Origin of the sequence: Halobacillus andaensis, from assembly GCF_014636475.1 — a bacterium.
GTDB classification, from domain to species: Bacteria; Bacillota; Bacilli; order Bacillales; family Halobacillaceae; genus Halobacillus_A; species Halobacillus_A andaensis.
Window position 1 is genome coordinate 14,241 of sequence record NZ_BMEL01000002.1, and the last position, 24,207, is coordinate 38,447.

At 41.5% G+C, this 24,207-nt stretch carries 25 protein-coding genes, 2 tRNA genes, 1 pseudogene and 1 other annotated feature; of the genes and pseudogenes, 11 read left to right on the top strand and 17 right to left on the bottom strand.

Annotation, left to right across the window (positions count from 1 at the left end; all coding sequences use genetic code 11):
• Nucleotides 1-75 precede the first annotated feature (75 nt).
• Nucleotides 76-267: a hypothetical protein gene (locus IEV27_RS07490; RefSeq protein WP_188376861.1), complete on the top strand. Its 192-nt coding sequence runs from the start codon at nt 76-78 to the stop codon at nt 265-267.
• Between the two features lie 21 nt (nt 268-288).
• Here IEV27_RS07490 and IEV27_RS07495 read toward each other — a convergent pair whose 3' ends face one another.
• From IEV27_RS07495 to IEV27_RS07505, 3 genes are all read right to left on the bottom strand, one after another.
• Nucleotides 289-540, bottom strand: coding sequence for a hypothetical protein (locus IEV27_RS07495; RefSeq protein ID WP_188376862.1), 252 nt, complete (start codon nt 538-540; stop codon nt 289-291).
• 112 nt (nt 541-652) lie between these two features.
• The gene (locus IEV27_RS07500) at nt 653-754 is read right to left on the bottom strand and encodes a YjcZ family sporulation protein (RefSeq protein ID WP_188376863.1); all 102 of its coding nucleotides are present in this window, start codon (nt 752-754) and stop codon (nt 653-655) included.
• A 114-nt stretch (nt 755-868) separates the two neighbouring features.
• A complete protein-coding gene (locus tag IEV27_RS07505) occupies nt 869-1,525 on the bottom strand; it encodes a M50 family metallopeptidase (protein WP_188376864.1) in 657 nt (218 codons plus the stop codon).
• A 103-nt stretch (nt 1,526-1,628) separates the two neighbouring features.
• On the opposite strand from IEV27_RS07505, the gene modA reads away from it, so the two are divergent.
• The 4 genes from modA to IEV27_RS07525 all read left to right on the top strand — a co-directional run bounded on the left by modA (nt 1,629) and on the right by IEV27_RS07525 (nt 4,025).
• The gene (modA, locus tag IEV27_RS07510; protein WP_188376865.1) at nt 1,629-2,399 is read left to right on the top strand and encodes a molybdate ABC transporter substrate-binding protein; all 771 of its coding nucleotides are present in this window, start codon (nt 1,629-1,631) and stop codon (nt 2,397-2,399) included.
• A gap of 7 nt (nt 2,400-2,406) precedes the next feature.
• On the top strand, nt 2,407-3,084 hold the full coding sequence (modB, locus tag IEV27_RS07515; protein ID WP_188376866.1) for a molybdate ABC transporter permease subunit: 678 nt from the start codon (nt 2,407-2,409) through the stop codon (nt 3,082-3,084).
• Nucleotides 3,085-3,097: 13 nt separating this feature from the next.
• Entirely contained in the window at nt 3,098-3,712 is a 615-nt protein-coding gene (locus tag IEV27_RS07520) for an ATP-binding cassette domain-containing protein (protein WP_188376867.1), read from the top strand.
• A 103-nt stretch (nt 3,713-3,815) separates the two neighbouring features.
• Nucleotides 3,816-4,025, top strand: a complete 210-nt coding sequence (locus tag IEV27_RS07525; protein WP_188376868.1) for a hypothetical protein — start codon at nt 3,816-3,818, stop codon at nt 4,023-4,025.
• A gap of 75 nt (nt 4,026-4,100) precedes the next feature.
• Here the strand turns inward: IEV27_RS07525 and IEV27_RS07530 are convergent, their stop codons facing one another.
• Complete coding sequence (locus IEV27_RS07530; RefSeq protein ID WP_188376869.1) at nt 4,101-4,928, bottom strand: N-acetylmuramoyl-L-alanine amidase family protein; 828 nt, start codon at nt 4,926-4,928, stop codon at nt 4,101-4,103.
• A 187-nt stretch (nt 4,929-5,115) separates the two neighbouring features.
• On the opposite strand from IEV27_RS07530, the gene IEV27_RS07535 reads away from it, so the two are divergent.
• Entirely contained in the window at nt 5,116-5,463 is a 348-nt protein-coding gene (locus IEV27_RS07535; RefSeq protein ID WP_188376870.1) for a helix-turn-helix domain-containing protein, read from the top strand.
• Nucleotides 5,464-5,575: 112 nt separating this feature from the next.
• Here IEV27_RS07535 and IEV27_RS07540 read toward each other — a convergent pair whose 3' ends face one another.
• On the bottom strand, nt 5,576-5,914 hold the full coding sequence (locus IEV27_RS07540) for a holin (RefSeq protein WP_373868077.1): 339 nt from the start codon (nt 5,912-5,914) through the stop codon (nt 5,576-5,578).
• A 176-nt stretch (nt 5,915-6,090) separates the two neighbouring features.
• Here IEV27_RS07540 and IEV27_RS07545 point away from each other — a divergent pair, with 176 nt between their 5' ends.
• Entirely contained in the window at nt 6,091-6,828 is a 738-nt protein-coding gene (locus IEV27_RS07545; RefSeq protein WP_188376871.1) for a potassium channel family protein, read from the top strand.
• Between the two features lie 4 nt (nt 6,829-6,832).
• Here IEV27_RS07545 and IEV27_RS07550 read toward each other — a convergent pair.
• Nucleotides 6,833-6,905 (bottom strand) — tRNA-Arg (locus tag IEV27_RS07550).
• 162 nt (nt 6,906-7,067) lie between these two features.
• Here IEV27_RS07550 and IEV27_RS07555 point away from each other — a divergent pair.
• Both IEV27_RS07555 and IEV27_RS07560 read left to right on the top strand, forming a co-directional pair.
• Nucleotides 7,068-7,709, top strand: a complete 642-nt coding sequence (locus IEV27_RS07555; RefSeq protein WP_188376872.1) for a deoxynucleoside kinase — start codon at nt 7,068-7,070, stop codon at nt 7,707-7,709.
• Nucleotides 7,706-8,389, top strand: coding sequence for a deoxynucleoside kinase (locus IEV27_RS07560; protein ID WP_188376873.1), 684 nt, complete (start codon nt 7,706-7,708; stop codon nt 8,387-8,389). The genes IEV27_RS07555 and IEV27_RS07560 overlap by 4 nt, the downstream gene beginning before the upstream one ends.
• Nucleotides 8,390-9,049: 660 nt before the next feature.
• Here the strand turns inward: IEV27_RS07560 and IEV27_RS07565 are convergent.
• From IEV27_RS07565 to guaB, 6 genes are all read right to left on the bottom strand, one after another.
• Nucleotides 9,050-9,142, bottom strand: a tRNA-Ser gene (locus IEV27_RS07565).
• A gap of 226 nt (nt 9,143-9,368) precedes the next feature.
• On the bottom strand, nt 9,369-10,643 hold the full coding sequence (serS, locus tag IEV27_RS07570) for a serine--tRNA ligase (RefSeq protein ID WP_188376874.1): 1,275 nt from the start codon (nt 10,641-10,643) through the stop codon (nt 9,369-9,371).
• Between the two features lie 51 nt (nt 10,644-10,694).
• Nucleotides 10,695-10,918: a binding site (T-box leader), on the bottom strand.
• 40 nt (nt 10,919-10,958) lie between these two features.
• Nucleotides 10,959-11,549: a pyridoxal 5'-phosphate synthase glutaminase subunit PdxT gene (gene pdxT / locus IEV27_RS07575; protein WP_188376875.1), complete on the bottom strand. Its 591-nt coding sequence runs from the start codon at nt 11,547-11,549 to the stop codon at nt 10,959-10,961.
• Between the two features lie 63 nt (nt 11,550-11,612).
• Entirely contained in the window at nt 11,613-12,497 is an 885-nt protein-coding gene (gene pdxS / locus IEV27_RS07580; protein WP_188376876.1) for a pyridoxal 5'-phosphate synthase lyase subunit PdxS, read from the bottom strand.
• 122 nt (nt 12,498-12,619) lie between these two features.
• A complete protein-coding gene (locus IEV27_RS07585) occupies nt 12,620-13,957 on the bottom strand; it encodes a serine hydrolase (protein ID WP_373868078.1) in 1,338 nt (445 codons plus the stop codon).
• Nucleotides 13,958-14,067: 110 nt separating this feature from the next.
• Nucleotides 14,068-15,537, bottom strand: coding sequence for an IMP dehydrogenase (gene guaB, locus IEV27_RS07590; RefSeq protein ID WP_188376877.1), 1,470 nt, complete (start codon nt 15,535-15,537; stop codon nt 14,068-14,070).
• Between the two features lie 159 nt (nt 15,538-15,696).
• On the opposite strand from guaB, the gene IEV27_RS07595 reads away from it, so the two are divergent.
• Together IEV27_RS07595 and IEV27_RS07600 are read left to right on the top strand one after the other, a co-directional pair.
• The gene (locus IEV27_RS07595; protein WP_229734984.1) at nt 15,697-16,407 is read left to right on the top strand and encodes a YaaC family protein; all 711 of its coding nucleotides are present in this window, start codon (nt 15,697-15,699) and stop codon (nt 16,405-16,407) included.
• Nucleotides 16,408-16,568: 161 nt separating this feature from the next.
• Nucleotides 16,569-16,724: pseudogene (locus IEV27_RS07600) on the top strand (transposase); the annotation flags it as partial.
• Nucleotides 16,725-17,047: 323 nt separating this feature from the next.
• On the opposite strand, the gene IEV27_RS07605 reads toward IEV27_RS07600, so the two are convergent.
• The 5 genes from IEV27_RS07605 to recF all read right to left on the bottom strand — a co-directional run bounded on the left by IEV27_RS07605 (nt 17,048) and on the right by recF (nt 24,201).
• The gene (locus tag IEV27_RS07605) at nt 17,048-18,145 is read right to left on the bottom strand and encodes an HD-GYP domain-containing protein (protein WP_188376878.1); all 1,098 of its coding nucleotides are present in this window, start codon (nt 18,143-18,145) and stop codon (nt 17,048-17,050) included.
• A gap of 73 nt (nt 18,146-18,218) precedes the next feature.
• A complete protein-coding gene (gyrA, locus tag IEV27_RS07610; RefSeq protein ID WP_188376879.1) occupies nt 18,219-20,765 on the bottom strand; it encodes a DNA gyrase subunit A in 2,547 nt (848 codons plus the stop codon).
• 62 nt (nt 20,766-20,827) lie between these two features.
• The gene (gene gyrB / locus IEV27_RS07615; RefSeq protein WP_188376880.1) at nt 20,828-22,753 is read right to left on the bottom strand and encodes a DNA topoisomerase (ATP-hydrolyzing) subunit B; all 1,926 of its coding nucleotides are present in this window, start codon (nt 22,751-22,753) and stop codon (nt 20,828-20,830) included.
• Nucleotides 22,754-22,788: 35 nt separating this feature from the next.
• Nucleotides 22,789-23,073: an extracellular matrix regulator RemB gene (remB, locus tag IEV27_RS07620; RefSeq protein ID WP_188376881.1), complete on the bottom strand. Its 285-nt coding sequence runs from the start codon at nt 23,071-23,073 to the stop codon at nt 22,789-22,791.
• Between the two features lie 9 nt (nt 23,074-23,082).
• Nucleotides 23,083-24,201, bottom strand: a complete 1,119-nt coding sequence (gene recF / locus IEV27_RS07625) for a DNA replication/repair protein RecF (protein ID WP_188376882.1) — start codon at nt 24,199-24,201, stop codon at nt 23,083-23,085.
• Nucleotides 24,202-24,207: the final 6 nt, after the last annotated feature.

The following is a 24,207-nucleotide window of genomic DNA, read 5'->3' on the forward strand; positions in this document are numbered from 1 at the left end:
AAACAAACGGATATGTTAATTCCTACACGGATTAAATTTCGTTATACTAAAGTAAAAATCAAGGGAGGTCCTGTGTTGAATAAAGAAAATCAAATGTTAATCATTCTTAGCTTTATTGGCATAGCGAATATCATTGCAGCCATCATCCTTCTTTTTACCGTTGAGAACTTCCTGGTCTCAGGCTTGCTCATTGTTTCTGGGGGGTTACTTATTGTTGGTGGAATAGCTGATAAAAAAGAGCGAAAAAAAAGAAAAGGGAGTTCTTAATCCCTTTTCTCCTATCCATACTTACCATTCTAAAATAAACCCTTTCACTTCTTTAGACTCGTCATTTTCTTGTTTTTGAAGGGCAACAAAGTAAGGGTTCTCCGCTTGCAGCTCATAATCAATAGACTCAGGTTCTAAATATAGCTTGAACTCTAAGTCTGTCACTTTATGAAGAGTAATATCAGCCACCGTCTCCTGCTTATTGTCTTCATCAATTAATAAGATATCAATTTGATCGTAGCCATGACTAATCAGCCGATCTTTTAAATCCATACACGATTCCCCCAAAAGTCTCATATTCATCTACTACTTATATACCCTAAATTACAGCACTAAAACTACTGTTATTCTATATGTAAGAAGCGGGGTCATTCCCCGCTTTTCATTAACAGCCGTATCCACCGCCAACGTATGCTGCACCAATAATAATTAATAAAATAAACAGCACAACCAATAGCGCAAATCCGCCACCATATCCTCCGCTCATATTGAGTACCCCCTCTCCATACTTTCTTTACTACATTATGTGAATAAGAAAATCAGGTAAGGGCGTTTGCGGAGTTTTTATAAGATTTTAAGGAATTGCCCATTTGTTAATCGATCAGATGAGGAATACTTTCCGAAACGCAAGCCAGAAAAAGTAAGCGGCTTGTCCGAAAAACATCAAACCAAATATTGGCGCAGGTACAAACGGAACGATCCTGGCCAGGTTAGCTGCATCGCCTGCTTGAGAAGGAGAAAATAAACTGAGGAGCATAATTTCGAATGCACTGCTTACTGCTTCTACCATAACTAAGCAAGCTATGAATACGAGAACATATTGAATAATCGTTTGATGGCCTGTACGCAAAAGCCAAATAAACCCTGCTCCAAAAGTCACCAGCCAAAAAACTCCATATAGATTTCGAACCCAAAACAAGACGTTGATCAATAACAAAGCCAATAATATATAGACCATCCAACGATAATGTCCTTTTATGATAAGGTAGAAAAAGAAATACCCTATAAAAGAAGCAAATACATAGCCAGATAAACTAGTTAGCAACTGGCTTACCCACGATGAGTGCCCAGTCATTGTGACCCCGGATGTATTAGGAAATAAAGAAATAGTTCGTACCTCACCGCCGGTTAATAACGCCACTAATGAATGACCAGTTTCATGGATCATCGTATTAATCATAGCGAAATATTTCCCGATGAGCGGAGCTTGAGTGAGCAAGAACGCTAAAATCAAACTAATGATAATTTGTAATTTCATTTGGCCACTCCTTTCAGTGACAACCAATGGATTAGAATCTATTTTACTTGTATTTTTACCATTCGTATAATGGAAGTAATGAAAACCTTGAGGAGACCTAACCATGTATACGAAAATCATCGTCATATGTTTCATTCCATTACTAATTTTCACCGGCTGCCAACAATCCGAGGGACAAGAGGTAGAACTTACGATCTCAACAGCAGCTAGTTTAATAGATGTAATGGAAGAAATAGCTGAAGATTACGAGAAAGAACATAGCGTTTCAATTACTTTAAATGCTGGAAGTTCTGGGAAAATTGCTCAACAAATTCAACAAGGCGCCCCCGTTGATGCTATTATTTCGGCAGATGAGCAGTGGACAAACCGATTAGCTGAAGGCGAACATATTCATACAGATACACAGCAAGCGATCGTCGAAAACACGCTCGTATTAATTGCCTCAGAAGGTAATAACAAATCAATCGAGCATTTAGCACAACTGTCGATAAAAGATGATGCATCTATCGTTATAGGAGATCCGGATAGTGTGCCTGCAGGCAAATACGCGAGACAATCGTTGCAACAGGCCGGAATTTGGGAAGATATTGAAGATCATCTAGTGTACGCAAATGATGCTAGACAAGTCCTTACTTATGTAGAATCGAATAACGCCGATTTCGGGCTTGTATATACAAGTGACGCTATGGTGTCTGAACAGGTTAAAGTAATTAATGAGGTAGGAGCAAATACTCACGACACCATTGTTTATCCAGCAGCCGTAACGAGTCAAAGCACAAACCCGGATGAAGCAGAAGCATTTCTCGATTCCCTGCAATCAGAAGAGACACAAGAAATATTTAAATCTTATGGATTTAAGTTAGAACAGGAATGATAACAGGATGAATTCTTCCCCGTTACTACTATCTTTACAAACAGCAAGTATAGCTACCCTTATTGTTTTTGTAACAGGAATTGCTTTAGCAAGATTAATCAGCCGCAAATTATTTCCCGGGAAAAGTATCATAGAATCCATTCTTTTGCTGCCTATGGTGCTTCCCCCGACCGTTATTGGTTTCGGCCTTCTATATTTATTCGGAAATAACGGTCCAATTGGCCAACTATTAGCCGATTGGTTTGGTATACAAATTGTATTTTCTTGGTTAGGAGTTGTCATAGCTGCAATTGTAGTGTCGTTTCCACTTATGTATCAAAGTGCCTCAGCCTCTTTCCAAAATTACGATCCCCAAATTGAAAAAGCTGCCCTTACGTTAGGCGCATCAAGGTGGAAGGTATTCTTTACGATTTCTTTCCCCTTAGCCTGGCCTGGTCTTTTAGCTGGTACTGTCTTAACGTTTGCTCGGGCATTAGGAGAGTTTGGTGCTACATTAATGCTTGCTGGTTATATTCCTGGAAAAACAGATACCATTCCCTTAGCTATCTATTTTGCTGTCGAATCAGGTAAAATGGAGGAGGCGCGGCTGTGGGTAATCGTCATACTAATCCTCGGTTTCAGCTCTATTCTCTGGTTAAATTGGTGGAGTAAACGTAATATTCTAAGTTTCAGAAACTCTAAATAAGGAGAAAAGTCCTATGCTTTATGTTCAACTCAGAAAAAAATTGTCTCACTTCACCTTGGATGTTGATTTTCAAGTGGGGAACGAGACCGTGATTTTGTTCGGTCCATCCGGATCAGGGAAAACGACTATACTGAATTGCATTGCTGGTTTAGATGCACCTGATCAAGGAAAGATTGAACTGAACAAAGTCGTTCTAACGAAAGATAAACAACTGATTACTTCCACTCCAAAACGGCAGGTAGGATACGTTTTTCAAGACTATGCCTTGTTCCCGCATAAGACGATTTTGGAAAATATTAAATATGGATCCAGCGATGACTCTCTTATTAATCACCTGCTTACGATTTTGAAAATTGATCACTTACGTTCACAGTACCCCCATCAAATTTCCGGAGGCGAAAAGCAGCGATTGGCCTTAGCTCGTGCTCTAGCCGCAAAACCTGACGTTTTATTGCTCGATGAGCCATTCTCCTCCCTTGATGAGAGGACGAAATACGAATGCCACAGCGAACTTTTAAGACTAAAGCAAGAATGGAATATCCCTATTATCCTCGTCACCCATGATAGTAAAGAAGCCGAACAATTAGGGGATCGTATACTTTCTATAGAAAAAGGGAAGCTTGAATAACCTAACAACTTTCTTAATGATGGAAAAGTATTGTAACCTCAAAACTTATTCGATACGATTTACATGGTAGAGTTTTTACTACTCGAATACGGGAGTGACTGGTATGAAACCGTCTAATAAATACATACGTTCCATTCTGAAATGGGTCCTTCTCGCTTTGATTTTGGCCATGATTTTAGTCGGGATCATCGTAGCTTATCTCTTTATCGCCGACATGTTATATGAAGAAGAAAAAGATGATTTCAATGAAAATGGAGAGGTCTCCATGCCAATAAATGTAGAAATAGATCAATACGTGAAAATGAGCCCATAATACAGGCTTATGTTAGTCCGTGATTTTGTGACGAATATAGAAAAGTTGAGCCTAAAGCCCAGGGCTCTTTTTTAATTAAGTGACCTTTACATACGTTTCACTAGCCGTAATATAAAACGGGAGACCTTTTGAATTCTCTACTTTGTACTGGTTGTGTCCTTCGACCATCACCCGATCGACAATGCGTGGAAATCCGTATCCTTTCTGTACATAACCTGCTACCGCTTGACTGTCCCAGGACGGTTGACTATAAAATCTCAGTTCACCTTCATATATTGATTCTACCCTTCTCCCTACATACCAGGGCCGTTTACTTGAAGCTTTAAAAGGAATATTAAAAAAATCACATATCCCTTTTGCATGCTCAACAGCCACTTCGTTTTGAAACATTGGCTCTCTCATGAGTAACGCTTCTTTAGGATGATCCATAAAACCGCTTTCTGTTAACACAGCGATCATCGATGTCTCTCGTAATACATGAAAATCAGCTTCCTTTACCCCTCTGTAGTGCTGTTTTGTCCCTTGCTTTAAGTATCCTCCAATGGAATGGGCCAGCCGACCTGCATCTTTGTTAAGATGTCCTGGGTACACGTAAAGTTCAATTCCACTCGGATTATCACCGCTGAACTGTCCGTCATACGCATTGTAATGAATAGAAATATACGCGTCAGCTCCTGCTCGATTCGCTCGATTCGTTCGTATGGAAAGCGGAATATCCTTATCCTCGGGTGCAACAAGCAGCGTGTGAAAGCCACAAGTTTTTAACAAATTGTTTAATCGACGAACGACTTCGCGATTAAACTCATTTTCTTTTATTGTTCTTCCTATACTGCTAATAAAAGGCGTTCGCTTTGTAGGTGTATTTATTCCATGTCCATCATCTAGCGCGATTAAAATACTCATGTCTTTCACTCTCCTATAAAATTTTAATGTATGACTAGTTTTGCGCGTTACGCGTAACTTAATGTTTATAATACGTTCACATTTTGCATAAGTCAATAAATAATAAACAAAACGCGTAAATATTTTCACGTTTTGCGTAAATATAGTATAATCATGGAATAAACAATGGATGGTGAAGGTGAACGATATGAAATCATTAGGAGAACGTCTTAAAAAAGCTCGCCAAGCGAAAGGATGGAGCCAAACCTATGTCTGTGATCAATTAAAGATCTCTAATTCGAGGCTGTCTGGCTATGAGAGAAACTACCGGGAGCCTGACACAAAGATGCTGACTACGTTAGCTTCTCTCTATCATGTTTCCACTGACTGGCTTATGGGCGTCACCGATCAACCTGCCCAACACCAACCAAACCAATCTAAGCCCCATATACAGGATCCAGAACTTCAGCGATGGTATGAAGAGCTGCCTCAAACAAATATAGAAGATCTACGTAAATTGAAGAAGGTATGGGATATCATTAACCATCATGAATGAGTTCAAGAACAAAGGCGCTGGATGTTGCTCTTTCAAACCTATATATCCACAGCTGGAATTTTATAATTTCCTAGACAATAAAAAAGCTGAATCACAGCTGGATTCAGCTTTTTCATTCTTCTCTTCTCGGACTTTTCCCTTGTGATTTTCTCTTTTGTTCTTTTTTAGAGGTTTTAGTAAAGCCTTCTCTTCGGTTCACAATTTCAAATAATCCGGTACCTGATAAACCCGCTCCTGCTCCTGCCCACAGCCGAAGTACTAATTCCATTTCAGTCAACGGGTATGCTAAACTTCCAAGTAACAAACCTGTCCCGACGCTTAGCAATGGAACGTAATTTTTAGGAAGGTTGATGGTCCGTTTAATTACTTCTACACTACCGACTACAAAAGGGCTTAACACGGTCGTAAAGAACAACACTTGATGCATAATTTCATGTTCTAAGGGACTCACCCCCCTATGAAAAACAAAGACTAGATCTGTAAAACTATTCTAGTAAACTAAAAGTAGTTTCTTTTCCCGTCTTATAGTGATATAGTACGCAGAAAAAAATCAGGTGTGAGCACGATTGTCACCCTTTGCTATTATTAATTTATAGGGCAAAGAATCGGATGGTTAAGGAGGTCTCTATGTCTACAAAAAACAACAAAACTACGACTTTATTCATCGCTTATGAAGTCCTTTTAATCACGTTAGCATTACTGTCGGTATTATTCATATGGACAGAAAATACGGCACTTAGCTATATTGATAACTTTATCTGGATTATCTTTTTAATCGATGTTCTTATCCGTCTGTTTAAAGCGAAAGATAAATGGAGGTTTATCAAACACAATCCGTTTGATTTCATTGCAGCTCTTCCACTCGATAGTATTTTTCAACTCGCTCGATTCGCTCGTTTAATTAAAATCATTCGAATGTTATCTATTTCAAAGCAGCATTTAAAACCCTTCTTTAAAATTCTGCGCACCAATGGACTTGATCGAGTGCTTACCTTTTCGTTTCTACTCATATTTGGCGCAGCTATTATTATAAAAATGGTCGAACCAGGAATTGACTCTTTCTCTGATGGGGTGTGGTGGTCTATAGTAACCGCGACTACTGTAGGCTATGGAGACATTTCTCCTTCCACTATGGTTGGAAGATTAATTGCCGTCATTTTAATGTTAATCGGAATCGGATTAATTGGAATGCTTACAGGATCGATCACAACTTTTTTTGTGAAAGAACAGAAGTCACAGCATCCTACTGTCTCTTTTATTCGCCATCAGCTGAGTCGCTATGAAGATTTAACATTAGATGAAATGAAACAGCTTACTGTCCTTATGGAAGAAATGAAAGAGGAAAAACGAGAGGTTGAAAAGTAGGTAACGCCCCCGGCAGGATTCGAACCTGCGGCACACGGTTTAGGAAACCGATGCTCTATCCCCTGAGCTACGGGGGCACGTGATTCATATTATACAAAAATAAGATAAAATTGAAAAGCGCTTTTCTTTGATAAATCATCGAAACCTGTTACTTCACTTTCTTCGGTGTGGTAAAATGGTACTTGTCTGTCTGAACGTATCGAATTTTGTTTTTTCATCGGAAATAAGGAGGAAAAGAGATGGGACAATTACCTTTCATTGCCGTGGAAGGCCCAATAGGGGTTGGTAAAACGTCTCTGTCTAAAAAGCTCGCCTCCCAGTTTGATTTTCATTTGCTTAAGGAAATCGTTGAGGAGAATCCGTTTTTAGGCAAGTTTTACGAGAATATTGATGAATGGAGTTTCCAAACGGAAATGTTTTTCCTATGCAATCGGGTCAAACAATTGGAAGACATTGATCGAGATTATTTAAAACAAGGAAAGCCTGTCGTGGCCGATTATCACATTTCTAAAAATATGATATTTGCCCGCCGCACATTGCGAGAAGAACAATTCCATAAATATTCCCAAATCTTCGATATACTCACTCATGATATGCCTAAACCTAATATGGTTGTGTACTTACATGCCAGTTTAGATACGCTGCTAGATCGAATTCGCATGAGAAATAGGGATGTCGAAGCAAACATTCAGCCATCCTATTTAAAACAGCTCTCTCAAGATTATGAGGATTTTATGACCCATTTTGAAGCTGCTCACCCAGAGATACCAGTTATTCGATTAAACGGGGACGATCTGGATTTTGTGAAGCATCAAGATGATTTACACTATATCGTTGAACAAGTGCAGCACCACTTGAATAAAGGAGAAGTTATGAAATGAATGCACGAGAACGTTACGGAATTCCACATGACAGTGTCATCACTATAGCTGGTACTGTTGGAGTAGGGAAGTCTACAATGACAAATGCATTATCGGACGCTCTCAATTTTAGAACTTCATTCGAAAAAGTCGAAACGAATCCTTATCTCGACAAATTTTACAATGATTTCGAACGTTGGAGTTTCCATCTGCAAATTTATTTCCTTGCTGAGCGCTTTAAAGAGCAAAAGAAAATCTTTGAATATGGCGGCGGTTTTATACAAGATCGCTCGATTTACGAAGATACAGGAATTTTTGCACGCATGCATTATGAAAAAGGTACGATGTCAGAAACGGATTACAACACCTACACCAATTTATTTGATGCCATGGTGATGACGCCTTACTTTCCTCACCCAGATTTACTGATTTATCTTGAGGGATCTTTTGACGATATTCTCAGCCGTATTCAAGAGCGTGGACGAGAAATGGAACAGCAGACGCCTGTTGAGTACTGGGAAGAGATGTTTAAGCGTTATGAGAATTGGATTGATAACTTTAATTCTTGTCCAGTTTTACGGCTTAATATTGCTGATTATGATGTGCTGAACGATGAATCAAGTATTGAACCTGTACTCGAGAAGATCGGGCATTTCATCCAACAGTCACGTAAATGGCGCTCCAGCCACCTATTAACGTAATCTATAGAAGAAGCCCAAGCGATTTACAGCTTGGGCTTTTTTTGATCGTTTAATTTCCAATAGAACCACATCATTTATGGAACAGTAACCAGGAAGGAAGGTCATTAAGTTGTGTCTGTTGCAGAGTCAGGAGTATGGGAGGCTGGGAACGGTTCGCTTTCCTGTGGGGGAACTGACGAGCCTCCTCGGTCGTTTTCACTCCCTGAGGGGTCTCGTCTAGCTCCTTCTCCCACGGGAGTCTCACCATTTCCCAGCCCCCCATCTGTTAGTAAGTTTTACAGACCCATATACTGACACAGTGTCTATGTTCAAAAAATACTCTAGTATGAAATGGTGGAGACCACGTCACGGAAGGCTTTAAGAAGTCTTATGATCGTTTATAGAATTGTAACCGAAGCTTTTCTCACTAACGCAAGGAGGTCGGGGAAATTGCGAGACTCCTGTGGGATGAGCATGTCAGGTGAGACCCCGAAGGACGAAGTCCAAGGAGGCTCAGCGCATGCCCACGGAAAGGGAGTGATTTCCCCGACCTCCTTACTCTATCTCCAGTAACGGAAACGTGTAGCTCTTTAGATTAATGTAAAAGAAAAAACCGTTGCACGAGGCAACGGTTTTTGTTCTGTATAATCTCCAATATTTATGCGCTATTGTTGATAAAAATGGCGGAGGAGGAGGGATTCGAACCCCCGCGGGCCGTGAAGCCCCTGGCGGTTTTCAAGACCGCTCCCTTCAGCCGAACTTGGGTACTCCTCCGTGTGACCGACAATAAATAATATATCATGGCTATAAATATCCGTCAATCATTTTGTCGATTTTTTTGTAAAAAAAGATCTTTTCACTGTCACTGCTTGATTATTATACTAATCAACCAGGCGCAAGTCAATAATGACAGAGCATCTCCACTCCTGACTAACAGGCAGCGAAGTCTTTTTCCAAAAGAAAACTGACTCCCCGAATGGAGCCAGTTTTTCCGAAACAGTTATTGAATGATTTCCTTGCCGCCCATATAAGGTCGAAGCACCTCTGGAATGACAACAGCTCCATCTTCCTGCTGATAATTCTCAAGAATCGCAGCAACTGTACGTCCAATCGCTAAGCCAGAACCGTTTAGCGTATGAACAAATTCAGGCTTTCCTTTTTCTTCACGACGGAAGCGAATGCCTGCGCGGCGCGCCTGGAAATCTTCGAAGTTAGAGCAAGAGCTGATTTCACGATACGTATCATTGCTTGGAATCCATACTTCAATATCGTACTTTTTAGCCGCTGTGAATCCTAAATCTCCGGTACACATGCTCATGACACGGTATGGAAGTTTAAGCAGCTGTAATACTTTCTCTGCGTGTCCTGTAAGCTCTTCAAGCACTTCGTAAGAGTCTTCAGGTTTCGCAAACTGTACAAGTTCTACTTTGTTGAATTGATGCTGACGGATCAGACCACGTGTATCGCGTCCAGCAGATCCTGCTTCAGAGCGGAAGTTTGTGCTAAAAGCGACAAACTTTTGCGGAAGCTGTTCCACATTTAAAATCTCTTCTCGATGATAGTTTGTAACAGGTACTTCTGCGGTTGGCACAAGGAAATAATCCCAATCCTCGATCTTAAAGGCATCTTCTTCAAACTTCGGCAGCTGGCCGGTTCCAGTCATAGATGTACGGTTGACCAGCTGGGGAGGAAGCATTTCGTGATAGCCATGCTCATCCGCATGAAGATCCATCATGAAATTCAGTAAGGCTCTTTCTAAACGCGCACCAAGTCCTTTATAGAAAACGAAGCGGCTTCCTGTTACTTTAGAAGCTCTTTCAAAATCAAGAATGCCTAAGTCCGTCGCTACGTCCCAATGAGGTTTTGCTTCAAATCCGAACTGAGGCACTTCCCCCCATTTACGATCTTCGATATTATCATCTTCGTCTTCTCCGACAGGGACACTTTCATGAGGAATATTAGGAATAGACAAGAGCATGGTATGAAGACGCTCTTCAACTTCCTTAAGTTCTGTATCCAGTTCCTTAATTCGATCTCCTACTTGGCGCATTTCTTTTATTTTATCGTCGGCATCTTGTTTTTCTTTTTTCAATAAAGAAATCTCTTTAGATACTTCATTTCGTTTAGCCTTTAGTTCTTCGGTCTCCTGAATTAACTCACGACGACGGCTGTCTAATTCTTCAAATGTATCAAGCTCAGACAAATCTTCTCCTCGTTTTTGGAGCTTTTGTTTCACTTCCTCAAAGTTTTGACGCAAATACTTCATGTCTAACATTGTATTTCCTCCTTTTAATAAAAAATAAAAAACCCCCGCCCCTTTTATGGAAAAAGGGACGAGAGCTTGGTTATAAGTTCCCGCGATACCACCCTGGTTGAAGGTACACGAACCTTCCGGCTTAACTCTCATAACGGTGAGGCGCCGGTTTACCCTACTGCTTTCAGGTAAACTACTCGAGGATGGATTCCTAGTCATTTTTCATCAGTTCCCACCAGCCACTGACTCTCTTTAAGAAAAATGGATCTAGTACTGCTTCCTGTCACTGTATCTGCATATAGGACGATCTTTTCAATAAGAATAGCGGATTCTTACTTAAGATGCAAGTGATTTTTTAGCTTCTTCCACCATTTGAACGAAGTGCTCAGTCAATCGGTGATCATCCGTGAGTTCGGGATGGAAAGAACATGCTAAAAAGTTAGCCTGCTTAGCTGCTACAATGTTTCCTTCGTAGGTAGCTAATACAGACGTTCCTTCTCCTACCCCTTCAATATATGGTGCACGGATAAAGACTGCATTATACTGTTCTGCAATCCCATCGATATCCAGGGCGGCTTCAAAGCTTTCCCGCTGACGACCGAAGGCATTACGACGTACCCGAATGTCCATTAATCCTAAGTGGACATCATACGATCCATCAATCTCGGAAGCTAAAAGAATAAGCCCTGCACATGTGCCGAAAATAGGCTTTCCTTGTTTACCAAATTGACGAATAGGTTCAAGGAAATTGTATTTATCAATTAAGCGGCGAATCGTGGTACTCTCTCCTCCAGGGATGATGAGGCCATCGATTTCGTCTAATTGTTCAATTTTTTTAACGACAATGCCTTTTGCTCCAGATGCTTCTACAGAACGGATGTGTTCACGAAAAGCTCCTTGGAGCCCTAACACACCAATTGTAGTCATGATGCATGTCTCCTTTTTGTTCGTAAGCGCACGGTCTTACCCGTCCGCTTTCGCTTTTCTTCCTTACTGACTTCTATCTTGCATGCGTTGATCGTCAGTAAGAGTGCTCATTTCCAGGCCTTTCATAGCTGTACCTAGACCTTTAGAGATTTCAGCGATTAATTTATAGTCATCGTAGTGAGTTGTGGCTTCAACAATCGCGCGAGCAAATTTCGCAGGGTTATCTGACTTAAAGATTCCTGATCCAACGAAAACGCCATCTGCGCCTAACTGCATCATAAGAGATGCATCAGCCGGTGTCGCAATTCCACCTGCAGCAAAGTTTACAACAGGAAGACGTCCTTCTTCACGAATCTCTAGAAGAAGATCAAATGGAGCACCATTTTCTTTTGCATAAACCATTACTTCATCATCAGACATGCTTTGCAGCTGACGAATTTGAGATTGAACCTGACGCATATGGCTCACAGCTTCTACAATGTTACCTGTACCTGGTTCACCTTTTGTACGAAGCATAGACGCTCCTTCACGGATACGACGAGTAGCTTCGCCAAGGTTACGACATCCACATACAAATGGTACCGTGTAATCATCTTTCTTAATGTGATAAATTTCATCAGCAGGAGTTAAAACTTCACTCTCGTCGATATAATCTACACCCATTGATTCTAGTACGCGAGCTTCCGTAATGTGACCAATACGTGCTTTAGCCATAACGGGAATAGACACTGCTCCCATTACTTCTTCCACGATTGTAGGATCTGCCATACGAGCAACTCCGCCTGCTGCACGAATATCAGATGGAACACGTTCTAGTGCCATAACCGCTACAGCACCCGCTTCTTCAGCGATTTTTGCTTGTTCTGCATTTACGACGTCCATGATGACGCCACCTTTTTGCATTTCTGCCATTCCACGTTTTACGCGATCTGTACCTGTTTGAGCCATGATAATTCCTCCCTGAGTAATCTATAATCGTCGATCATAATGATCAGAATTGCTTTTTCCTAAAGTCTATTGTAACGCATACGAGCTTTAAATCCTACTAGATAAATTGGATTTTTCACCGCTTAAAACCAACCCTTCACTACACTTACAGCGCTGGAGAAGATATCACTGAAAAAGTCTCCAACTCCACCTATCGTTAGCATAAACCAGTTTGCTTTTTCTACACCTGAAGATGTGACGATATCAACTTCAGTGCGAAGCGGTTCCCCTGTTTGCAAGTCACTATAGGTTTCTTCCCCATTGTAGACAAGCTCTGCGGTTCCTACTTTTTCACCCGCTTCAAAAGGAGCTTCAAGTTTACCGTTCTTATCTAATGCTTCGTCTGATAAGTTGACTTCAACTTCATATAGCTCTTCTTCCCCGTTTTTAACAGGAGCTGAAATAGGTTCAGCCGTTTCAAGCTCTACTGCATTTTCTTTTCCTTTGGAAACTTCAACTTCAGACTGACCATCTACTTGATGTCCTGCCTGAAACAATTCTTTTTGCTCAAATTCATTAAATCCATATTCAAAAAGCTTCTTTGTTTCTTCAAATCGTGCTTCTTCACTATCTGTTTTCATGACGACAGAGATTAGACGACGATCGTCACGCTCGGCAGTTCCAGTGAAACTGAATCCGGCAAGATCCGTAAACCCTGTTTTCAGTCCATCCACACCTTCATAACTCCCAGCTGCCAACTGTCCTGGCATGCCGGGAAGCATACGGTTCCAGTTGATGATTTCCTGTCCATCGAATTCTGTCGTTGGAACAGACGAAATTTCAAGAGATTCAGGGTAATCATTTACAAGGTGATAGGCTAAAATAGCTGAAGAACGAGCTGATAGTAGATTTGTATCTTCTTTTTCTGTACCTTCAGGATAATTTTCACCTAAATCTTCATTTTCAAGACCCGTTGCGTTTACAAATTGGTAATCTGTCATCCCTAATTCTTCTGCTTTTTCATTCATCATTTTTACAAATTCGCCTTCTGAACCTGCCACTAATTCTGCTAAAGCAATCGATGTTGCGTTATCAGAATTAATCGCCATAGCTTCATAAAGTTCACGAACTGTGTAATCTTGACTCTGTGTTAAGCCAACTCCAGAAAACGTAGCGTTAGCCGAAATACTATATGGATAATCACTTATTTGAGTAGTTGTTTCCCATTCTATGTCGCCTTCTTCTATAGCCTCTAGTACGAGATATTCTGTCATCATCTTCGTCATACTGGCCGGAGGTAATGTTAGATCAGAATCCTTCTCGTATAATATTTTACCTGATTCTGCGTCTACTAGTATTGCTGAATCTGCTTCAACATCTACTGTGTCTGCGTATGTAGGCTCAGGATTTCCAAAAACCGTAACGACACTCAAAATAAAGGCCATCCCCAGGGCCATCGATGCTTGTAATCTTTGTTTCAACTCTCTCAACCTCCACGGAATATAAATAATATGCATCTTTGTTAGTTTACCACATGCAACCATAAAAAAATAGACAGGGAATAGTCCCTGTCTATCATTTATTTTAAGGGTCAAACGGAGTAGTTTGGCGATTCTTTGGTGATTTGAACGTCATGAGGATGACTTTCTCTCAGACCTGCTCCTGTAATTCTAGTAAATTTGGCATCGTTGCGAAGCTCATCAATTCCCCTGGCTCCACAATAACCCATGCCTGCACGCAGTCCGCCTAGTAATTGATGAATAGAATCTGCTAGAGGTCCTTTATAAGGCATGCGCCCTTCGATGCCCTCTGGCACAAGCTTTTTCGATTCTGATTCGTTTTGGAAATAACGGTCTTTTGAGCCTGATTCCATCGCGCCTACAGAACCCATTCCACGATACACTTTAAAGCGGCGTCCTTGAAAAATTTCAGTCTCTCCAGGACTTTCTGAAACGCCTGCTAGAAGACTTCCGAGCATAACAGCATGACCTCCGGCAGCAATAGCTTTTACAATATCACCCGAATACTTAATACCGCCGTCAGCAATAATGGAAACGCCATGTTTAGCCGCTTCCTCTGCACAGTCATTTACTGCCGTAATCTGTGGAACTCCTACTCCAGCTACCACTCGAGTCGTACAAATGGATCCTGGTCCAATACCCACTTTTACAACATCCGCACCTGCTTCGGCTAGTTCCCGTGTTGCTTCAGCTGTAGCTACGTTACCTGCGATGATATTGATGTCTGGATATTTCGCACGGATACGCTTCACCTGATCGATTACACCTTGAGAGTGTCCGTGAGCCGTATCTACGACTAAGGCATCCACTTGGGCTTCAACAAGCTTATCAATTCTGGTCATCGCATCAGCCGTCACTCCAACAGCAGCGGCAACTAACAGCCTTCCTTGCTCATCTTTCGCTGCAAATGGAAATTCGATGACTTTTTCAATGTCTTTTATCGTGATAAGACCTTTAAGAACGCCTTCACCATCTACCATTGGAAGCTTTTCAATTTTATATTTCTGAAGGATTTTTTCTGCTTCATCCAACGTCGTTCCAACCGGGGCTGTCACAAGGTCTTCACTTGTCATTACTTCGCTGATGGCGCGGGAATAATCATCCATAAAACGCAGGTCACGGTTGGTAATAATGCCCACAAGCTTCTGATCGTCCTCATTATTAACGATCGGTACGCCTGAGATTCTAAATTTGCCCATTAAATGTTCTGCATCGAACACTTGATGTTCAGGCGTTAAGAAGAACGGATTCGTAATGACTCCACTTTCAGATCGTTTCACGCGATCGACTTGCTCGGCCTGTTCTTCGATGGACATATTTTTATGAATGACGCCGATTCCTCCCTGGCGCGCCATTCCAATGGCCATTGGAGCTTCTGTGACCGTATCCATACCAGCACTCATAATCGGCGTGTTCAACTTTAACGTCGGTGATAATTCAGTCGCTAACGACACGTCTTTTGGCAGAACATCTGATTTGGCGGGCAGCAAAAGAACATCATCAAACGTTAATCCTTCTTTTGTAAATTTATCCTCACGCATGCTTGATCCTCTCCTTAAATAGTTTGGGTAAATATGGGTAAAGTAAGTGGGTAATGGTATTATCACTTTCTTATTGTTAATTACAATACGACAATAAACTTGCTTTTTCAAGAATAAAATCAGCTGTACACCTTGAAATAATAGGAAAGGAGAACAACTTTGACTCACAAGCGCCTGGCATTTCTTACGTACTTAAAATCAACCGCACATACTAGAGAATACTTAAGTTATTGTTATCGTCATAAGGGTGAAGATCAGGCAAAGCTATTGGCTTATCAAAATGCGGAACGGTTTAGTTATGGCCTCCAATTCGGAGAAGAATTCTTACTTGCCGCAAAAGAAACTCCCTTTACCGTTAAGCCTTTACTTTATTACTATAGTTTAACCCACTATTTAAAAAGCTGTATCGTCACAGTGGATCCCGACTACCCAGCTACCTCTAAGGTACTCGCTCATGGGCTGTCGACGCGAAAAAGAAAGAAACAGCATTACCGATTTCTAGAAGATGAAATTCGCATTCAACCGCATGGTCTCTTTCCCTACGCAGCACAAAGCTTGTTTCAGATTACCACCTTTCCAAATAAGGTTTCTATGGACCAGCTGCTTCAGCCTTTAGGTTTTATGAGACCAATATATAGTTTTAAGGAAAAACTAAACACACCTTCTCCCCTTTTCCCAGAGTTGGTGGCGGCGTTTGCCGTTCTTTATAATTTAAGCATGCTTGTTCGCTATGAAGGGGAATGGTGGGGAGAGATGGTGCAGCTGAGAGACCGAGAAGATTTTGTATTTATTCATCACTTTCTTGATTCCATGCCGGAGCAAGTGTATGATCTAACCTCCTCCTGGCTGAAAAATCAGTCACCTTTTTAAACGTGTACTAAAAGACTTGGATTCTAGATTGTAGTGTGAATATAAGAGGCTCCGCGATAGGGTACAATCACGGGCCTTTATTCCTCAATCAGATGGCTTTAATTAAATAAGCCATCTACACAAATAAAGCTCAGAACTATATACTCTGAGCTCAGGCTGTCGAGAAAGTTGAGCATAGCTTCGCAGATTTAAAAGAACTGCATGGGCTGTGTTATTGTCGCTTGCGCGGAAGAGAAAAAGTTCGGGAGCAGGCGTTACTGACGACTGCCTGCCAGAACATGAAAAAGATTGCCCTTCACCTAACCAAGGTGAGTTAGGTAAAGGAGAGTACTTTTCGGTGAAGGGCGGTCAAATACCAGGAGACTCCTGCGGAAAAACGGGCGATCCGAGACCCCGCAGTGGGGTTTCACGAGGAGGCTCGGGCGTTCGTCCGCGGAAAGCGAGTGGTATTTATACGCACGGGCGCCCAAAAAAAGCTTGTAGAAAAACACGGGGTTTCTCTACAAGCTGAGCTCAGAGCTATTTGTGTGTGATTTACTTGGCTAATTTACGTGTGAATTCAAATAGAACGGACGATGGGGCACCCTGTTTCCATGCGTGCAATCGTTCTCTACAGCCATAGTCAGCTAAGTGGCTGTTTTTAAGCCTCATATACTTCATCAATATGCAGATCTGTTCGATCTTTAAGAGATATAATTTGCCCGGACTCTTTCAGCCTCACCATAGGTCTCGTAGGATGAGAGGGTTCCATAAAAACTACCTCCGCCATTTGATTTGTCGTTAATCTAACCTTCGTTCCTGTAGAGTAATTCGTCATTTCTTTTATAAACACTTGAATTACTTCATGATCATAACGCCCGAATTGTTCTTGCTTCATTTCTTCCAGTACTTTAAAGGGAGATTGTTTTTTACGATAAAACCGTTCAGACGTCATGGCGTGATACATATCGCTTACTGCAATAATTTGGCTGAAACGGTGAATCTTCCCCTTCCTTAAACCTAATGGATAACCAGTGCCATCTAGTCGCTCATGATGCTGCAGCACCCCTAGTTTCGCTTGGCCACCTAATGAAGCAATATTTTCAACTAAACGATACGAATAGGTTGCATGCTTTTTCACTTCTTCATACTCTTTCTCAGTTAATGGGCCTCTCTTTTGGGTAATGGTCGAGTCAATGCGAGCCATCCCGCTGTCACTTAATAAACCAGCCAGTCCTGCTTGAATCCATTCGCCGCGGGAGTATCCTAATTTAGCCGCCAGATAGGCTGAAATTAATCCCATGGCTACGCTATGATGAGCGGCATACGTGTCCTCCGAGGAATAATGATGCAGAAGAAAAAGTTCACGTTTAGAGTGCACCGCCTTTTCGATTAAAGGGACCATAAATGTACGTACTTCATGCATGTTGATCGCAGACCCGCCTTGCCACTGCAAAAACCATTCTTGATAATGTTTAACACCTTCTAAGTAATGTTCATGAAAGGGGAATTCTTTAGATGGAGGTTCATGGAGGTTGTTTTCCTTTTTTTCGGGTGGTTCCTGTTCCGTTGGGACGAATGGTGCGCCACTTGATAACCTTGGTCCTACTTCAACCTGTTGAATACTAAACTTGTGTAATACAGATAGATGGATAGGCTGAACGACAGTATGTTTAGGAATAATCGGTTTTTTTGTTTTTGCCATAACCTCTTTTGTAATAATGCAGCCTTTTTGTAACTGGGATGGATGTACTTTCAATACGCTCACACCTCTTTATATGTATAAAAAAGCCGCACTGCCTAAGAGCGACAGGCGACTTTTTTACAATTAATTATTGTTCCGAGGAATCATCGGATTCTAAGTCTTTCGTTTCTTCTGTTTGCGCTTCTGCGGCTTGAGATTCATCTGCTTCGATCGCTTCTTCAATCATTTCTTCTTCTTCTTTTTCAGATTCAATCCGAGCAACTGTCGCTACCTCTTCTTCGTCCTGTAGACGAATCAAGCGGACACCTTGTGTATTTCTTCCTGTCTCGGAAATACTTTCTACCGGCATACGAATAAGGACACCTTGAGCGGTAATGATCATAGCGTCTTCTTCTCCTGTCACAGCTTTAGTTGCTACGACATAGCCGTTCTTATCTGTCAGGTTACACGTAATGATTCCTTTACCGCCTCGATTGGTAATTCGATAATCTTCAGCTGGTGTACGTTTACCAAAGCCTTTGCTTGTTACGGTCAGGACTTGTAAGTCGTTACTAATGATTTCCATAGAAACGACTTTATCGTCTTCACGTAAGGAAATCCCTTTTACTCCCGCTGCTGTACGTCCCATCGTACGAATTTGATCTTCATTAAAACGGATCACATAACCGTTTTTCGTTCCGATCATTATATCTTGGGTGCCGTCTGTCAATTTTACGGAAATTAATTCATCATCGTCTCTAAGACCAAGAGCGATTAAACCTCCGCGGCGAATATTAGCAAACTGAGAAATACTCGTGCGCTTTGTAATCCCATTCTTAGTCGTAAAGATAAAGTACCAGTCATCGACAAAGTCTTCCACCGCAATAACGGCATTGATCCATTCATCTCGTTCAATATTTAACATATTAATGATTGGAATTCCTTTAGCCGTTCGGCTGAATTCAGGCACTTCATACCCTTTGGCTTTATAGACTTTTCCTTTATTTGAGAAGAATAGCAGCGTGTTGTGGGTCGAAGTGGATAACAGATGCTCTACGAAATCTTCTTCGTGTGTCCCCATACCTTGCACGCCTCGGCCACCCCGGCGCTGTGAACGGTAGGTGCTGGCCGGCAGCCTTTTCACGTAACCTTGGTGAGTTAAGGTCACAATTACAGTCTCTTCAGGAATTAAGTCTTCATCTTCAATAAAGTCTGTACCGCCTAATAAAATTTCTGTGCGGCGTTCATCGTTAAAGCGCTCTTTAATTTCAAGCAGCTCTTCACGAATGATTTCAAGAACTTTCTCCTCGTCAGCTAAAATGGCTTTCAGTTCAGCAATAAGTTTCACGAGTTCTTGATACTCTTCTTCAATTTTTTCACGTTCTAATCCAGTTAATCGCTGTAGACGCATGTCTAAAATGGCTTGAGCCTGCTTTTCGGATAAACCAAAACGTTCGATTAATCCATTTCTGGCAATTTCAGTTGTCTGAGAACCACGGATCAATTGAATGACTTCGTCTAAGTGATCCAGGGCAATACGCAAGCCTTCTAAGATGTGAGCACGTGCCTCAGCTTTTCTTAACTCGTAAGCTGTACGACGCTTAATAACTACTTTCTGGTGCTCTAAATAGTGCTCTAAGCATTGTTTTAAATTAAGAACTTTAGGCTGTCCATCAACAAGGGCAAGCATATTGATGCCGAAGGACGTTTGAAGAGCTGTCATTTTGTAAAGATTGTTAAGCAATACGTTCGGATTTGCATCCCTGCGTAATTCAATCACGACTCTCATCCCGTTACGGTCAGACTCATCACGCAAATCTGTAATGCCATCAATTTTCTTATCACGTGCCAATTCCGCTACTTTTTCTACAAGACGGGCTTTGTTTACTTGATAAGGAAGCTCTGTGACGATTAATTTGGATTTTCCGTTGGCCTGCTCTTCAATATCGACTTTCGCTCGGATCGTAATGGATCCTTTCCCAGTTTCATAGGCTTTTCGAATGCCGCTCAGTCCAAGGATTTGACCATGAGTAGGGAAATCAGGTCCATAAATATACTCTTCCATTAATTCTTGGATTGTGATCTCTGGGTCTTTACTTAAGGCAAGTACCCCGTCGATAACTTCCCCCAATTGGTGAGGAGGAATGTTCGTTGCCATTCCAACTGCAATCCCGGCCCCGCCGTTTACGAGCAAGTTTGGAAATCTTGCGGGCAGTACAACGGGCTCTCGTTCCGTACCGTCATAGTTATCATCATAATCGATCGTATCTTTATTGATGTCTCGTAAAATTTCCATCGAAATCTTGGACATGCGTGCTTCGGTATAACGCATCGCAGCGGCTGCATCACCGTCTACGGATCCGAAGTTACCGTGACCATCGACCAACATGTTTCGATACGCGAAGTCTTGCGCCATTCGAACCATCGTGTCATACACGGCGGAGTCACCGTGGGGGTGATACTTACCAATAACTTCCCCTACAATACGAGCTGATTTCTTATAAGCTTTATCGGAATGCATGCCTAAGTCGTGCATGGCATATAATATTCTTCGGTGTACTGGCTTTAAACCATCGCGAACGTCAGGAAGGGCACGCGCGACGATAACACTCATCGCGTAATCAAGGAATGAAGTTCTCATTTCATTACTTATATTAACTTCCTCTACGCGTGGGCGTTCTGGTTGATCGACCATTTCATTACCTCCTAGTTACCTGTAGGGTGTTCATGCTTACTCAGTTAAAGGAGCAGCGTTTATTAAATATCTAAATTCTTAACATATTGGGCATTTTCTTGAATAAAGTTACGACGAGGCTCTACTTTATCGCCCATTAATATGTCAAACGTTTCATCCGCACTAATGGCATCTTCAAGATTTACTTGGAGCAGCGTCCGTGTTTCAGGATCCATTGTCGTTTCCCATAGCTGTTCCGGGTTCATCTCTCCAAGACCTTTGTAACGCTGTACGCTTGGTTTAGGAGAAGCAGGAAGTTCAGCATATAATTTATCGAGCTGTTTATCACTATAGGTGTAATAGATTGATTTTCCTTGCTGGATCTTATAAAGCGGCGGCTGAGCAATGTAAATATAGCCGTACTCGATCAACGGGCGCATATAACGATAGAAGAACGTTAACAGCAGCGTTCGGATGTGAGCACCATCGACGTCAGCATCGGTCATGATGACAATTTTATGATAACGGGCTTTAGAGATATCGAATTCTTCTCCAATCCCTGTACCTAGTGCCGTAATGATCGTTCGCACTTCATTATTGGATAAAATTTTATCTAGGCGGGCTTTTTCAACGTTAATAATCTTCCCTCGAAGCGGTAAGATGGCCTGAAAATGACGGTCTCGCCCTTGTTTAGCTGATCCACCAGCTGAGTCACCCTCAACGACATATAGTTCAGAGATGTTCGCATCTTTAGAGGAACAGTCAGCGAGCTTCCCAGGTAAATTGGAGACCTCCAACGCGTTCTTACGGCGCGTCAATTCACGGGCTTTTTTGGCAGCCATACGGGCTCTTGAAGCCATAAGTCCTTTTTCAACGACTTTCTTAGCCACATCTGGATTCTCAAATAAGAATTTAGATAATCCTTCTGAAAAAAGACCATCCGTAATGGTACGAGCTTCACTGTTGCCTAGTTTGGTTTTCGTTTGTCCTTCGAACTGCGGATCTGGGTGTTTGATTGAGATAATCGCCGTTAAGCCCTCACGAACGTCATCTCCTGTTAAGTTTGGATCCGTCTCTTTAAACATATTGTTTTTACGAGCATAGTCATTAATGACACGCGTTAAGCCTGTCTTAAAACCAGACTCGTGAGTACCGCCTTCGTACGTATGAATGTTATTGGCATATGAATAAAGGTTGCTCGCAAATCCATCGTTATACTGCATAGCGATCTCAATAGAAATGCCGTCCTGTTCATCTTCAATAAAGAACGCTTCATGAAGAGGATCGCGCGTACGGTTCATATGCTCAACGTAAGATACAATACCGCCCTCATAGTAGAAGTTCTGCTTTTCTTTTTCTTCATCACGCTTATCTTCAATTGTGATCGTAAGTCCTTTATTTAAGAAAGCCAGCTCACGAATTCGGTTCGCAAGCGTCTCGTAGTTATATTCTTGCGTCTCTGAGAAGATTTCTACATCTGGCTTAAATTGAATACGGGTCCCTGTAATATCCGTATCGCCAATTACTTTTAAATCTTCCTGAGGAACACCGCGGTGGTACTCCTGGTAATGGACCTTTCCATCACGGTGCACAAAAATTTCAAGTTTAGAAGAAAGGGCATTTACTACAGAAGCACCCACACCGTGGAGACCTCCTGATACTTTATAGCCCCCGCCGCCGAATTTTCCTCCGGCGTGGAGGACCGTCATAATAACTTCTACCGCTGGACGTCCAGCTTTTTCGTGCATACCAACTGGGACACCGCGTCCATTATCGATAACGGTAATGCTATTGTCTTCTTCTATGATCACTTGGATATGATCACAAAAACCGGCCATTGCTTCATCTATACTATTATCAACGATTTCCCACACTAAGTGGTGAAGGCCTTTCTCGTTCGTTGAACCAATATACATACCAGGGCGTTTACGTACAGCTTCTAACCCTTCAAGCACCTGTATCTGATTCTCATCATACGCTTGGTGTTCTTCTAAAATCTCTTCCTTCATGGTACTTTCACCTACATTTCTCAAGTGATATATGCTTAAGCTTCCGTCTCATCCGTAAAGTCTTCTAATCTATTCAAACTCGTCATCATGTTCGCTCGTTTTTTTAAGGTATAAACAGACAGCGGACTAAAATATATATAATCTTTCGTGATAACAATAGACTTTGCTTCATTTTCATCTGTTTCTACGACTCGTTTATTTTTGCGTTGATTAAAGATCATCTCTTCGATAATAGACGAAGAAGATAGTAAAGTATGATCAATAATACTAACAACATCTTTCGACTGGATCACGTGGTCATCCCCAATATGAATGAACAACTTGTCACCTCATTTCTGAACTTCGATTGTACCAGCTGAGACATGAAAAATTTCCGCTTCTTTGAGCGCTTCATGTTCAATCCCATCGATGCTCGTTGTCGATACAAACGTTTGTACTTTACCTTGAATGGTATGAAGTAAATGCGATTGTCTATAATCATCAAGTTCACTTAACACGTCATCTAACAAAAGAATTGGGTATTCACCAACCTCGCTATGAATCAATTCAATCTCTGCAAGTTTCAAAGAGAGGGCGGTCGTCCGCTGCTGACCCTGCGAGCCAAACGTCTGCACATCTTTTCCGTTGACGTAAAACACTAAATCATCACGGTGTGGCCCAGCAAGTGTTGTTCCACGTTCAATCTCTTTTGCTTCTATATCTTGAAACTTTTTTTCAAAGTTTATCTTTATTGTTTCCAAATCCATTTCCTCTGATACTTGAACACTAGCATCATAAGCAATTTCTAAAGATTCAAGCTGGCGGCTGATTCCTTCATGAATAGGTACAGCCCACGTTCTCAACAGATGAAGAAACTTAAACCTCCGCTCCACAATTGTAACGGCATGCTCAATCAGCTGATCTGTCAACACTTGGAGCATCGTCCGATCAGCAGACGGTTTTCTTTGCAGTTCTTTCAATAAGTGGTTTCGCTGCTTAAGAACCTTTTGAAATTGGCCTAAATGATAGATGTAACGAGGCTGAATTTGTCCAATTTCCATGTCAATAAACCGACGACGCACCTGAGGGCTCCCCTTTACAAGGTTTAAATCCTCAGGTGCAAACATTACGACATTTAACGCACCAATATAATCGCTCAATCTTTTTTGCTCAATATGGTTAAGCTTTGCTTTTTTCCCTTTCTTCGAAAAAATGATTTCAAGAGGAAACCGCCGATTGCGTTTAAATATACTACCTTTTATTTTAGCATACTCTTCGTCCCACTGTATGAGTTCCTTATCACGGGGAGTTCTGTGGGAACGAGTAAACGCTAAAGCGTAGATCGCTTCCATTAAATTTGTTTTCCCTTGAGCATTTTCTCCAATAATCACGTTGATTTTATCATCAAAAGTCAGTGAGAGCTGGTCATAGTTTCGATAGGACCGCATAGATAGTTCATGTATATACATAAAAGG